Source organism: Paenibacillus sp. 2TAB23 (assembly GCF_052115165.1).
Classification (GTDB): Bacteria; Bacillota; Bacilli; order Paenibacillales; family Paenibacillaceae; genus Pristimantibacillus.
In genome coordinates this window covers 63,928-76,816 of the sequence record NZ_JBFRGD010000030.1, presented here as the reverse complement: position 1 = coordinate 76,816, position 12,889 = coordinate 63,928, and the positions used below count along the sequence as shown (strand labels likewise).

Annotated in this window: 12 protein-coding genes; 9 read left to right on the top strand and 3 right to left on the bottom strand. The window is 49.6% G+C overall.

The window, feature by feature from the left end; all coding sequences use genetic code 11:
- Positions 1 to 336 (top strand): helix-turn-helix domain-containing protein (locus AB4Z29_RS28950; RefSeq protein WP_441943542.1); only part of this gene is annotated, 336 nt, incomplete at its 5' end.
- Positions 337 to 465: 129 nt separating this feature from the next.
- On the opposite strand, the gene AB4Z29_RS28945 is transcribed toward AB4Z29_RS28950, so the two are convergent.
- From AB4Z29_RS28945 to AB4Z29_RS28935, 3 genes are all read right to left on the bottom strand, one after another.
- Positions 466 to 1,695 carry an amidohydrolase family protein gene (locus AB4Z29_RS28945; protein ID WP_441946424.1) on the bottom strand — a complete coding sequence of 410 codons (1,230 nt, stop codon included), beginning with the start codon at positions 1,693 to 1,695 and terminating at the stop codon, positions 466 to 468.
- 204 nt (positions 1,696 to 1,899) lie between these two features.
- Positions 1,900 to 2,616, bottom strand: a complete 717-nt coding sequence (tatC, locus tag AB4Z29_RS28940; RefSeq protein WP_441946420.1) for a twin-arginine translocase subunit TatC — start codon at positions 2,614 to 2,616, stop codon at positions 1,900 to 1,902.
- Positions 2,617 to 2,628: 12 nt separating this feature from the next.
- Positions 2,629 to 2,886, bottom strand: a complete 258-nt coding sequence (locus AB4Z29_RS28935) for a MerR family transcriptional regulator (protein WP_441946419.1) — start codon at positions 2,884 to 2,886, stop codon at positions 2,629 to 2,631.
- A gap of 315 nt (positions 2,887 to 3,201) precedes the next feature.
- Between AB4Z29_RS28935 and AB4Z29_RS28930 the strand changes: the two genes are divergently transcribed.
- The 8 genes from AB4Z29_RS28930 (at position 3,202) to AB4Z29_RS28895 (ending at position 12,675) form a co-directional block, all read left to right on the top strand.
- Positions 3,202 to 3,393 carry a twin-arginine translocase TatA/TatE family subunit gene (locus AB4Z29_RS28930; RefSeq protein WP_441946418.1) on the top strand — a complete coding sequence of 64 codons (192 nt, stop codon included), beginning with the start codon at positions 3,202 to 3,204 and terminating at the stop codon, positions 3,391 to 3,393.
- Between the two features lie 312 nt (positions 3,394 to 3,705).
- On the top strand, positions 3,706 to 5,448 hold the full coding sequence (locus AB4Z29_RS28925; RefSeq protein ID WP_441946417.1) for a histidine kinase: 1,743 nt from the start codon (positions 3,706 to 3,708) through the stop codon (positions 5,446 to 5,448).
- On the top strand, positions 5,445 to 6,812 hold the full coding sequence (locus AB4Z29_RS28920) for a response regulator transcription factor (protein ID WP_441946416.1): 1,368 nt from the start codon (positions 5,445 to 5,447) through the stop codon (positions 6,810 to 6,812). Before AB4Z29_RS28925 ends, AB4Z29_RS28920 begins: the two co-directional genes overlap by 4 nt.
- Before the next feature lie 189 nt (positions 6,813 to 7,001).
- Positions 7,002 to 8,642 (top strand): extracellular solute-binding protein, encoded by a 1,641-nt coding sequence (locus AB4Z29_RS28915; protein WP_441946415.1) that lies wholly within the window; start codon positions 7,002 to 7,004, stop codon positions 8,640 to 8,642.
- Between the two features lie 96 nt (positions 8,643 to 8,738).
- Positions 8,739 to 9,629 carry an ABC transporter permease gene (locus AB4Z29_RS28910; RefSeq protein ID WP_246431804.1) on the top strand — a complete coding sequence of 297 codons (891 nt, stop codon included), beginning with the start codon at positions 8,739 to 8,741 and terminating at the stop codon, positions 9,627 to 9,629.
- Positions 9,630 to 9,678: 49 nt separating this feature from the next.
- The gene (locus tag AB4Z29_RS28905) at positions 9,679 to 10,557 is read left to right on the top strand and encodes a carbohydrate ABC transporter permease (protein WP_441946414.1); all 879 of its coding nucleotides are present in this window, start codon (positions 9,679 to 9,681) and stop codon (positions 10,555 to 10,557) included.
- Positions 10,558 to 10,600: 43 nt separating this feature from the next.
- A complete protein-coding gene (locus AB4Z29_RS28900) occupies positions 10,601 to 11,473 on the top strand; it encodes a family 43 glycosylhydrolase (protein ID WP_441946413.1) in 873 nt (290 codons plus the stop codon).
- Between the two features lie 146 nt (positions 11,474 to 11,619).
- On the top strand, positions 11,620 to 12,675 hold the full coding sequence (locus AB4Z29_RS28895; protein ID WP_441946423.1) for a LacI family DNA-binding transcriptional regulator: 1,056 nt from the start codon (positions 11,620 to 11,622) through the stop codon (positions 12,673 to 12,675).
- Positions 12,676 to 12,889: the final 214 nt, after the last annotated feature.

The following is a 12,889-nucleotide window of genomic DNA, read 5'->3' as shown; positions in this document are numbered from 1 at the left end:
GTACAGCACAGCAAGTTTGACGAACTTAGAATACAGGTCGTAGAAGAAGCACTTGAGCGGGGGAATATGGCTTTAACAGCCCGAAAGCACGGGATATCCCCTTACTCGTTATACAAATGGATGAAACAATATCGAGACGAGGTGGAGCCAGCAATGAATAAAAAGAAAAAGCTAGAAAACCTAAGYAATCCTCAGACGACAGAAGATTGGAAAGATAAATATGAACAGGCGACGAAGCTCATAGGTGAGAAGGAACTGGAGATCGCTGTCCTTCGTGACYTGGTTAAAAAAAAACATCCAAACCTCCAATGGAAGTGGCCAGAGAATGGATCTTAAAAGGCTACAAAGTTCGAACCATTCTCAGGATATGCTGCCTGCCTCGTTCTACGTATTACTATCAAAAGAAAACACCTAAGTCTCAAAAGGGCTACCATAAGCGCAGACGTTTATACTCCCAAGCAGTGGCTAGCGCTTAATCTTCGCGATCTCGAGCGAGCCGGAGGAAAGCGTGCCTTTATGCAGCACGGCTTCGCGCTTAGGCAGCCGCGCCACTGTTTCTGCCGAACAGCTCGCCGCTACGAGCACCGCGGTTGCCGCATCGCCAACCTTCGGCCATATTTGCTTGCCGGACTCGTCCAGCGGGGTGACCCCGCCAGTTGCCAGAGAGAGGGCGCGTGATAAATTGTATTCGCTGGACCAGCCGTACAGTTGCGCCGCAAGTTGCGATTTCTGAAGCGTATCTCCGATGCCGAAGGGTGACCAGTGGTCGGTAATGCTGTCATTGCCGAGCAGCACCTGTACCTTCTGCTTCTGCAGCAGCGGAATCGGCATCACGCTTCTGCCAATCGGAACGGATGAAGCGATGGAAATGCCAAGCGAGGCAAGCCGATCGGCCATTTCTATATCGGCGCCAGCAGTCAGCGAGGCAAGCGAGAAGGCATGGCTGACCGTTACTTTTCCTTGCAGGCCCGCTTGCTCGGTTAGATCGGCCAAGCGGCGAATGGCTTTTATGCCTGTTTCTCCGCCCTCATGCAGATGAATGTCGATGCCGGCTTTGTAGTCTACGGCGATCTGCACCATCGTTTGCAGCGATTTCTCCATATCGACGTCAACCAGCGTAGGGTCTAATCCGCCGACATGCGTGACGCCTAGCTGCATGGCGTCGCGCATAAGACCCTCTACATTCGAGCGCAGCAGGCCGTGCTGGGGAAAAGCGACGATTTCATGCGAGATTTTGTCCGAATAATTGCCCAAGGCAAGCTTCAGCTTCTCCAAGTTTTTGAGTCCAACCGTCGGATCAATATTGCAGTGGCTTCTTACATAGGTGGTACCGTAGCCAAGTATGAGCTCAATAAGCTTCTGCGCGCGCGCTTGGGCAGTGGGCAGAAGCTGTGGAAGCAGCGTTTGCTCCTCGATAATCCGGTCGAAAATACCGTTTTTGGTCGGCCTAACCGCCCGCCAAGGACCGCCATAAAAGGTTTTATCCAAATGGATATGCATATCCCGGAAGGAAGGCAGGAGAAGCATGCCCTTCGCATCGTAGCAGTCGAGCGTTTTGCCGTATGCGGCTTTCGTATCGAGAATTTTCGTAATTTTTCCCTTCTCGATCTGCAGGTTGCGAAGGACGGTTTCCGTAGCGACGACCTGACCGCTTTCGTAGGTATAGCCGCTTTCGAGGCGAACGTTCAATAGCATGTAGCTGCTGTTTTTCCCAGGCTTCTTTGCTTTCGAATCCTCTTTTTTCGCCTCAGCGGCTGCACCTGCGGATTCAGGCGAGAAAAGCCCCATTGAGCCTATGACGCCGAGTACGGCGGAAGCCCCTCCGATTTTGCCGACATTGCCGATAAAGTCTCTGCGCGAGAGCCCTTTGTTTTCTTGATCCATGTTCATGTTCCTCCTCTAATCTCTTCGTTTATTTGCCCATTTGGCAAGGGGAAAGCTAGCTTCGAACAATAGAACTAATGGAACGAGCACGATGAAAGCCGAGATGAAATCTGGCGGCGTAAGGATGGTCGATACGGTAACCAAGATGACATAAGCGAATTTTCTGCTTTTACGAAGGCGCTCAGGTGTAACAAGGCCAAGCCTAGCCAAGAAAATCAGCACGATAGGGTATTCAAAGGCTAGCGACAGCGGCAAAATAATGCGAACGAGAAACTGAATATATTGCGCCGCGCCATAGGTTTCGACTAAACCCATGGAGCGTGTAACGGTGGATGCAAACTGGACGGCCATCGGAAAAACGATAAACCAGCTGAATGCAAGGCCGATTAAGAACAACAGGAGCGCGAACGGGATCAGCCACGGCACCGACTTTCGTTCTTTTAAAGTTAAGGCGGGCTTAACGAATAGCCATACCTGAAGCAAAATAAACGGCACCGATGCGCCTATTCCGATCACTACTCCAGTTTGCATGTAGAGCTGAAGCGCGTCAAATGGTGAAAAAGCATTCCAAAGGATCGGTTGAGCGGGAGAATAGGATTGCTGCAAGTAGCTAAGCACGGGACGAACCAACGCAATTCCGCCGACTAAAGCAATCGCGAACATGATGAGCACATAGATGATTCTTCTCCGCAGCTCGGTTAAATGATCGATTAAACTTGACTGTGCCAGCATATTAAGCGCCTCCTAACCATTTGCAGCCGATCCTGCCTTGCTTCTTCCGGTGTTCTGCCTGATCTCGGCCGTCATCCAGCCGATTTCCATTTGCCTGCTGATCTCAACCAGCTTCTCGATGTCCCGGAATGAATATTTCCGCGTCCCCCCAAGCGTTCGTTTCGGGCAAATAAGCTTCCGAATCTCATAGTAACGAATCCGCCTCTCCGATAAGCCGGTAAGCTCGCTGACCGTTCCGATATTCATGACTTGCTTATCCATAAACGACATGATGACAGCTCCTCTGCAATGGTTTGGCTTGCCCTTGCCACTCCTTTCTGAAATTATGTTAGGAATACTAACGCTTGACCGATGTGTACCTAATGATAATGATGGAGGCAAGTGCTGTCATTAGATGATGCACCCAACTTTTCACAGCCTGTTTAGACAATTCGTACAACCTAAATCGCGCTACTACTATAAGTATTTTTCTTGAGAAAAAATGATGGTATATAATCTGACATAAAGCGGGACGCGAGCGAGAGGATCTGCTATTGTGAAGGCATAGTAAGCGGCAGCACAATAACAGGAAAGAGGTGGAGTTTCATGTTGCAAAGCATTGGATTACCCGGATTAATTATGATTCTAGTCGTCATTCTCATCGTGTTCGGACCTTCGAAGCTGCCAGAGCTTGGGCGGGCGGTAGGCCGCACGCTGCATGAATTCAAAAGCTCGGCGCGAGAGCTTGTCACGGAGAGCAAAGATGAACAAGAAAGCAAAAGCAGCACATCATCATGAAGTTATTTTTGACTTGATAGGTTCAATGAAAGAAGACCAAGAAAGCAAAAGCAGCACATCATCATGAAGCTATTTTTGATTTGATAGGTTCAATGAAAGAAGACCAAGAAAGCAAAAGCAGCACATCATCATGAAGCTAATTTTTGTTGAATAGATCCAAAGAAAGAAGAGCAGGTCGCGATCGCGGCCTGCTCTTTTTCCGTTGTTCATTGGGCGGAGAAGTGCTTGCCTTCTCCGCAAGCCAATATCTATTCAAACGATATTTTATGATATAGTGTGGTTGTCCAAATACATGATAAGCAGGTGAAGCAAGTGGAGGAGAGGGAAGGCTCATATATCAAACGTTTATTTGGCTGGGATACACTGCGGGGCCAGCTCTATTGGACGCTGCTCATCAGCTCGGTTATTCCGCTGGTGCTCGTTGGGCTGCTGACCGTGTATTCGATCTATAACATTTTGTACAACAAAATAGAAAAAGGCATCGAGCAAAACTTGCAGCGGGTAAGGGGCGCCGTAGAGGAAACGCTGGGCAATCTGTATGACGTATCGCAGCAAATGTCCTATCAAGGGTTCGTTGGGCAGGATCTGAAATTGCTCCAGACCAGCGAGGATACGTACGAGAAATCTCAGCTGACGACAGCTATTCAGCGCAATATGGGCATACTCAACGCTTCGAATCCGACAATTGGTTTAGTGCTGTATTACGATACGACAACAGGCGAGATGTTATACAACAACTATATAACGAGAAACCCGCACCCGGATTTCGACAGCCTGCCGAAGCTTTCCATTAAGTCCGACCATACCTATAACGGGCCTCATCTTACCTTGTACAAATACAATGACACATCCGTTTTCTCCATTGTGAGGAGCGTAGGAGGCACGACCGATCCTCGGAACCCGATGCTCGTATATGCGGAAACCAATGTAAAGGTCATTCAGAACGTATTGAACAAGGAGCAATACGGAATGAACGTATCGCATCTGCTCATGGACAATGACGGCGTGGTCTTATACAGCGACAAGCCAGAGCTGACGCCGATCGGCAGCCGTTATGACGCCAAGTCGATGGATCATTATTATTTCCATGAGGAGATCGGCAGCCAAGGCTGGCGCCTAGGTGTATTTATCGAAAAAGGCGAATACCAGAAGGAAATCCGTGATTGGTTCGTACGCTATTCTTTCATTGTCGTATTAGGGCTGTTGATTAGCATCTGGTCCGCCTTCCGGACGTGGAAGGTCGTCATTGCTCCGCTGCACCGGATACGCAAGGGCATCTCCTCTTTTATCAGCCAGGAGCCGAATGATTTCTTCCAAAAAACGGGACTGCGCGAGTTTGACTTTCTGATCGATAATTTCAAGGATATGCAATACAAAATCCAGGATTTAATCGAAGAGGTCGCCAAGGAAGCTAGCGAGAAGCAAGATATCGAGATGGAGAAGCTGATGGCGCAAATTAATCCGCATTTTTTGTACAATACGCTGAATACCGCCCAGTGGCTGGCCCGTTTGAAGGGGCAGCATGAAATTGACCGATTCCTGTCGTTGTTCACGAAGGTGCTCAAATATAATTTGGCGAAGGATGGCACCATTGTTACGTTGAAGGATGAAATCGATTCGCTGAACGATTACGTGGAGCTGCAGAAAATCAGGTATGATTTCGAGTTTGATGTGCGTTATGACATTCCGGAGCCGTTCCTTGCGACTCCGCTGCCACGGTTTATTTTGCAGCCGATCGTCGAGAATGCGCTCTATCACGGGATGATGGACGAGAAAGGGATCATTGAGGTAAGCGTGCAGGAACATAGCCAAGCTCTGCTGTTGAAGGTGACCGATAACGGCAATGGAATCAGTCCGGAGAAAATTAAGGAGCTGCTGGAGTCCGATACGCGAAAAAATAATTTGTCGGGTCTTGGCATTGGCCTAAATTATGTAAAGAGGACGCTTAGCAGCTTTACGGGAGGCAGCAGTGAGCTTGCGATAGATAGCGTAATTGGAAAAGGGACGGTCGTTTCGATTCATTTGCCAATTGATAGGGAGGGTAACATGCTATGAAGGTCATTATCGTAGACGATGAAAAGCTGGTGAGACGCGGGTTGATATCCATCATGCCTTGGTCCAACTATCAGATGGAGGTTGTCGGGGAAGCGGGCAATGGAAGAAAAGCGCTTGAGCTGCTGGAGCAGCAGGATGTTGATATTGTGTTTACGGATCTCATGATGCCCGAGATGTCCGGCTTCGAGCTGATGGAGGCGATGAGCGAGAAATACCCGGAGAAATCGGTCGTTGTTCTGTCTTGCCACGAGGAATTCGCGTATGCCCAGAAGGCGATCCGTATGGGCGCGCTTGATTATGTGGTCAAAAACGATTTGGAAACGGACACGATGGATGAGGTTTTACGCCGTATTGCCCGCACCTACGAGGAGAGAAACGTCAAAAAACAAGTACCGGACAAGAAGCTGTTCGATCGCGCGATGGTGGTCTTAAAGCTTGGAGATGACGAGCAGGCGGGCAAGCTCGTCGAGAAGCTTTCGGCTGGTAACGTTATTCATTATTTGGATCGCCACTGCTGGTTTTTCGCCTTGGACAGCTTAGGCGCCGAGCAGGAGAAGACGCTGATTACAGATATCAAGCAGGCGAGCTGCCTGCCGGTGCTTGTGCATGGCCTTGGCGGCATCACGCTTGGCGAAACGGTCGACCGGCTGCATGCTTATTTGTCATCGGGCTTATTATACGATTACAAGCATTGGGTTACCTTCTGGGAGTGGGCAGCGGACAAAGAGCATGAATGGGTAGAGCCGGAGAAGGAGCGGCTTGGACTGCGCTGGAACTCACCGGATTGGATTTATAGCAACGAAGAATACGAGCTTCTCCTGCAGGATACGGTCGCGCTGCGGCTGCCGATGGGTGAGCTGAAGAAGCTGCTGTTCCCTGCGTTTCTAGAGAATGGGCGATTGCTGCTCATGCTGGAGTGGTCGATGCAGCTCATATTCCGGTTGGAGCCGCTGCGAATGTGGGAAGAATGGAAAGCAGCGCTCGAGGAAGAGCGCGGCAAGCTGCGCAGCATCGTCTGCAAATCCAAATACGGCGATGATATCGTCCGCGTTATATATAAAGCCATTAGATTCATGCATGAGCAGGAGGAAATGAATTTCAGCCAGCATGAATTGGCGGGCATCGCCAATATGAGCCGAACGTATTTCAGCCAATGCTTCAAGAATGTGACCGGCAAATCGTTCAACGATTATGCGACGGAAATTCGGATGTCGAAGGCGCAGCAGCTACTGGTGCATACGAATACGCCGATCTATCAGATTGCGCAGCTTGTCGGCTTCAAGGATGAGAAATATTTCAGCAAGCTGTTCCTTCAGGAGATCGGCATGCTTCCGTCTGATTTCCGCAATCGGAATGCCATATAGGCGCAAAACGCGCAAGGTGCGAAGTTTGTCAGTTGGAACGTAGGTTATTGTCGCAGGCTGATAAATCGCATAAAAAAAACGGTTACGAAAACACGCCTAACTGCCTACATCGTTCTGACCCTCATTCTCGCAGAACGGGCGTATACTGGGGCAGTAGACCATAAACGATATGCAGGGGGAAAAGCAGAAATGAAAAAAACGTTAGGCATACTCATCGTTTGCGCACTGATGGTACTTACTGCTTGCTCGGGAAATAATGAAAAAACGAATAACGGAGGTGCCAACGGCGGCAATTCGAACGGCTCGGGCACCGTTTCTGAGCCGGCTGATCCGTACGCGCCAATGTCGGAGACCGTGACGATTGAAATTGGAAAAGAGGCAGCGGTTGATCCGAAGCTTCCGGATGGTTCCACTATCGAAGACAATGAGCTGACCCGCTATTTCGGCGAAAAGCTGAACATTAAGTATACGAATGCTTGGCAGGCTACAACGTCAGGCGACGCATACATGCAGAAGGTCGGACTTACGCTGTCTACAGGCGATATCCCAGACGTGATGACCGTTGACAAGCAGCAGCTTGTACAGCTCGTGAATGCGGATCTTATCGAGGATCTATCGTCAACGTATGACAGCTTCGTATCGCCGGCGCTCAAAGCGGCTTATGATTCCACCGACGGCTACAGCCTAGCTTCGGCAACTTTCGACGGCAAGCTGATGGCTTTCCCGAACGTAAGCCCTGGAGCGGATGCGCAGAACCTGCTTTGGGTCCGCCAGGATTGGCTGGACGAGCTGGGGCTTGAAGCTCCCAAAACGATGGATGACATCATTAACGTGACGAAAGCGTTCATGGACAAAAAAGGTTCAGCCGGCCTGCTCGGCAACCAAGTAATCGTTAACATTGGAACAAGCGTATTCGGCTTCGATTCCATCTTCAGCGCTTACCATGCATATCCGCAGCTATGGGTAGAGGATGCGAGCGGCAATGCAGCATACGGCTCGATTCAACCGGAAGTGAAGGATGCGCTTGCCAAGCTGAGAGGCTGGGTAGAAGAGGGCGTTATCGACAAAGAGTTTGCCGTGAAAAAGAGCGAGCAGGTGAATGAGCTGGTTGTCAGCGGAAAAGCGGGCATTTTCTTCGGACCATGGTGGCTGCCGTTTGGCATGCTGGCTGATTCCGTGGCACAGGATTCGAAAGCGGAGTGGGTATCCTATCTGTCGCCGCTTAGCCAAGAAGGCAAGATGAATACGCATATGGGCTCGCCTACCACACGCTACCTCGTTGTGAAAAAGGGGTTCAAGCATCCCGAGGCTGTGTTGAAAACATTGAATATGCAATTTGACGCCGATCAGCTGCAAGGTGAAGGCATCGTAGAGAAGGACGATTTCAACTGGATGAATATGCCGTTCTCGCTTCTCGTGAGCAACTATGACGACAAAGAGAAAAAGGCAAAGCTCGTACAAGACGTCATTGACGGCAACGCGGCAGCGGATACGCTGCAAGGCGAAGCGAAGCAAATCTACAACTCGTACCTGAAGGATAAGGAAAATCCGAAAAAGGATTTGGCTGCATGGTCGCAAAGGCATGCTTTCCTGACCGGAGCGCTGCCGCTTGGCAAGGATGACCAAATTAACCGCAAAGTCGGCGTTTATTATGATCAAACGGACACGATGCGTACAAAATGGGCGAATCTGCGCAAGCTGGAGGACGAAACGTTCTTGAAAATCATTATGGGCAACGAGTCGCTTGATTCCTTTGACGGCTTCGTAGATAAATGGAAATCGCAAGGCGGCGACCAAATTACCGAGGAAATCTCGGCAGCAGCCAAATAAGCAGTGAATAACTAGCATGCAGGGATGGGATACCGAGGTATCCTGGTTATCCCGTCCCTCAAGCTTGAAAGTTTGTTTAAGGATGGAGTGGAAGCTTTGCGAGATTCCAAAAATACGATTCATTATCATCTAATGCTGGCGCCGGGCATGATCCTCCTTATTATTTTCGGAATAGTCCCGCTATTCGGAATGGCGATCGCTTTCCAGGATTTTATTCCGGTCAAAGGGATTTGGGGCTCCAAATGGGTGGGCTTTGAAAACTTCAGCTACATGTTCCAGCTAGACGACAGCAAGATCATCTTTTTTAATACGATATTTATTTCCCTCATGAAAATGGTTATGAATGTAATCGTTCCAGTAAGCACGGCATTGCTATTGCATGAAATCGTGTTTAGCCGGATCAAGAAGTGGATGCAGACGATTATTTATTTGCCCCATTTCCTATCTTGGGTCATTCTAGCCGGCATTCTGAGCGACATGCTGTCACAAAACGGCATCGTCAATCAGGTTGTAACGGCTATTGCGGGAGAGCCGATATTTTTTCTTGGAAGCAATGATTGGTTTCCGGTCGTTGTCGTTCTAAGCGATGTATGGAAAGAGTTTGGTTTCAATACGATTATTTTCTTAGCGGCGCTGACCGCCATCAATCCATCGCTCTATGAGGCGGCATCGATAGACGGAGCGGGGCGCATTCGCAAAATATGGAGCGTCACGCTGCCTGGCATACTGCCGACGATTATCTTGGTTTCTACGCTGAATATCGGCAGCATCCTGAATGCGGGCTTCGATCAGATTTACAACTTGTACAACCCGCTCGTTTACGAATCAGGAGACATTATCGATACCTATGTATACCGGATCGGGCTCGTTCAGTATCAATATGGACTGGCTACTGCCGTTGGCGCGTTGAAATCGGTTGTCGGATTTATACTCATATTCGTTTCCTATCGATTGGCCTCCAAGTATGCGGGCTATCGGATTTTCTAAACAGCCGCAACAAGAATTTGCATGATTGCAATCAGAAGGGAAGTGTCCCATGCCGCTAACAGGTCTCCGCGGAATCCGGACTACTGATATTATATTGACGCTCGTCATGCTGCTCATTACGCTGCTTTGCTTGCTGCCGCTCGTATACGTGGTTTCGCTTTCGTTCAGCGGCAAGTCGGCTGCGGCATCCGGTGCAGTCACCTTATTTCCAGTCGATTTCACCCTATATTCCTATGAATATATGTTTAAGGACAGCCGGTTTTTCGACGCTTTCGGCGTATCGGTTAAGCGGGTATTGCTTGGCGGAGCCATTAACTTCGTGCTGACGATTCTAATGGCCTATCCGCTTGCCAAGGAACGGCTTGAATTCCGGAGCAGGGACGTTTATATGTGGGTTATTGTATTCACGATGATGTTCACCGGCGGTTTAATTCCGTGGTATATGGTCGTGAAGAGCCTTCATCTGACCGATACGATCTGGGCGCTCGTGCTCCCAACTGCCGTCCCGATCTTCAACGTTATTCTGCTGATGAACTTTTTCCGCGGCATGCCGAAGGAAATTAATGAATCGGCCAAAATGGACGGAGCTGGGCCGTGGCGGACGCTGATCGCCATTGCAGTACCGCTTGCTATGCCGGCGATTGCAACGGTGACGCTATTCAGCATTGTCGGCCACTGGAACGCTTTTTTTGATGGCCTAATTCTGATGAACAAGCAGCATAATATTCCGCTGCAAACCTATATTCAGCAGCTCGTCGTCGCTCCGTCCATTTCTTCCTCGACAAGGCCGGAGGATTTGATAAACTTTTCTCAACGGACATTCAATGCAGCCAAGATCGTCGTCACGATGCTGCCCATTTTAATCATTTATCCGTTTTTGCAGCGTTACTTTGTACATGGCATTACTTTAGGCTCGGTGAAAGAATAACAAGCGACAAGCGACGGAATACGCATTCAAAAGGAGCATGAGCATGACTATTGCCAACCCTATTTTGCCTGGCTTCTGGGCAGATCCGTTCATCCTGAGGGACGGAGACGATTATTACTTATATCCAACCAAGGACAGCGCCGGCTGGATGTACGAGAAGTTCCATGTGTTTCACAGCAAGGATTTGGTGAACTGGGACGGCCCCTATTTGGCGCTCGATCTGGATGATGTCAGTTGGGCAGACAAGCAGGCTTGGGCGCCGGGCATCGCGAAATATAAAAACAAATATTATATGTATTTCTCTGCCGAGGCACAGATTGGCGCAGCCGTATCCGACTCGCCGCTAGGTCCCTTCAAGGATATGCTGGACCGTCCGCTAATCACGCGCGATGAATATGCCTGCCAGTCGATTGACGCAGATTTGTTCGTGGATGATGACGGTCAGCCTTATCTGCTCTGGGGACAAGGGAAATGCTGGATCGTGCCGCTTGAAGAGGATATGATCACCTTCAAAACGGCTCCGCTCGAGTTGTCCTTGCAGATTCATGCGGCCAAAGGCAGCGATGGGACAGCAGGCGATATATCCGTGTACAACGAAGGGCCGCATATGCAGAAGAGAGACGGAAGATACTGGCTGACATGGAGCAATTATGATACGCGTGATCCAAGGTACCAGATTGCATATGCGTTCAGCGACAATATTCTAGGTCCTTATGAGGTGCCGGAGGATAACCGCATGACGTTGGAATCGGCCAGCGCGGTTGGAACGGGCCATGCCTCGCTCACCGAATATGAGAATGAATGGTACTTGGTTTATCATCGGCTAGCGGAGCCGGAGGCAAGCGTGCTGCGTGAAACCTGTATGGGTTTGGTTCGGTTCAAGGATGGCAAGCCTTACGTCGATGTGAATGAATAAACAAGGGGGCCGGACAGGCTTTAGGTAAATATGCCTAAAGCCTGTCCGGCTTTTTGTTCTACAGAAATTGGAAACTGCTCGTTCCTATTTGGCTGAAAGTCTGTTATCCTACTGAAGAATAGACCTTGAACGAAGGAGGAGCTGCTATCAAGCCGGTTACTGTTTATGATATTGCTAGGGAAGCCAATGTTTCAGTAGCCACTGTATCACGTGTGATCAACAACACGGCGCCAGTCAAGAAGTCAACCAGAGAGCGTGTAATGGAGCTGATTGCGAAGCATCAATTCCAGCCGAATGCGCTAGCGAGAAGCTTGTATAAGAAGGAAACGGGCATGATTGGCGTCATTTTGCCGGACATCACCAACCCCTTTTTCCCAGAGGTGCTAGCCGGTCTGGACCAAGAGGCGCGAAGCAAGGGGTATACGTTTTTTTTATGCGACACGGTGTCGACAAATGGCGATTCAGCAGAGCAATATGTGCGGGAATCGCAATATTTGAGCATTCTGATGGAGAAGCAGGTTGACGGCATTGTGATGATCGGAGGAAGAATCAATCTCGCAAAGCCGAGCAAGGAGCTGATCGGCGAGGTCGTCGAAGCGAGCAAGCGGGTGCCGCTGCTGCTTATCAACGGCAATCTGCCTGGCGAAGGCATGACTCGCGTATATGCAGATGAGGTGGAGGGCGCGGAGCTTGCAACGCAGCATCTTATTGAGCTTGGGCATGAGCGAATTGCGTTCGTCGGCGGGTACAAGCATATGTCTAATACCATCCAGCGAATTAAGGGCTTCGTCAGAACGATGGAGCGAAGCGGCTTGCAGGCGCGCAAGGAATGGATTATGGATGGAGGCTTCTCGGTAGAAAGCGGGAAGGCGTTCATGAACCGGCTGCTTGCGCTGCCAGAGAGGCCGACGGCTATCTTTTGCGCAAACGACCTTGTCGCAATCGGTGTTATGAAAGCTGCCCATAAAGCAGGCATTCGTGTTCCCGAGGAGCTGTCTCTCATCGGCTTTGACGATATCCCCTATGCCTCCAACAGCATTCCGGAATTAACGACGGTTTCCTTGAGATGCTATGATGTGGGACGGCATGCCGCGGAGCTGCTCCATCAAATGATTGCCAAAAGCAAAGTGAGCAAAAGCACGAAGGTAAGGCCGGAGCTCATCGTAAGGGAATCGACGGCAAAGCCTCCAACATGGATATGACTAGCGAAAAGCCGAGTCAAATAACAGTTAAAAATAATGATTGACAACGCTTACATTTGTGAATAAAATCAAATTGTCAACAGATTAGATGGTGTCGCCAGTAAGAATGTAACCCGTTACATCACAGCTTGGCTTCTTCCTACAAAGCCGTAAACACACCCGATACACATCAGAGCACCGTACAGAATCAGATTCTGTTTCACCGGTCATGGCG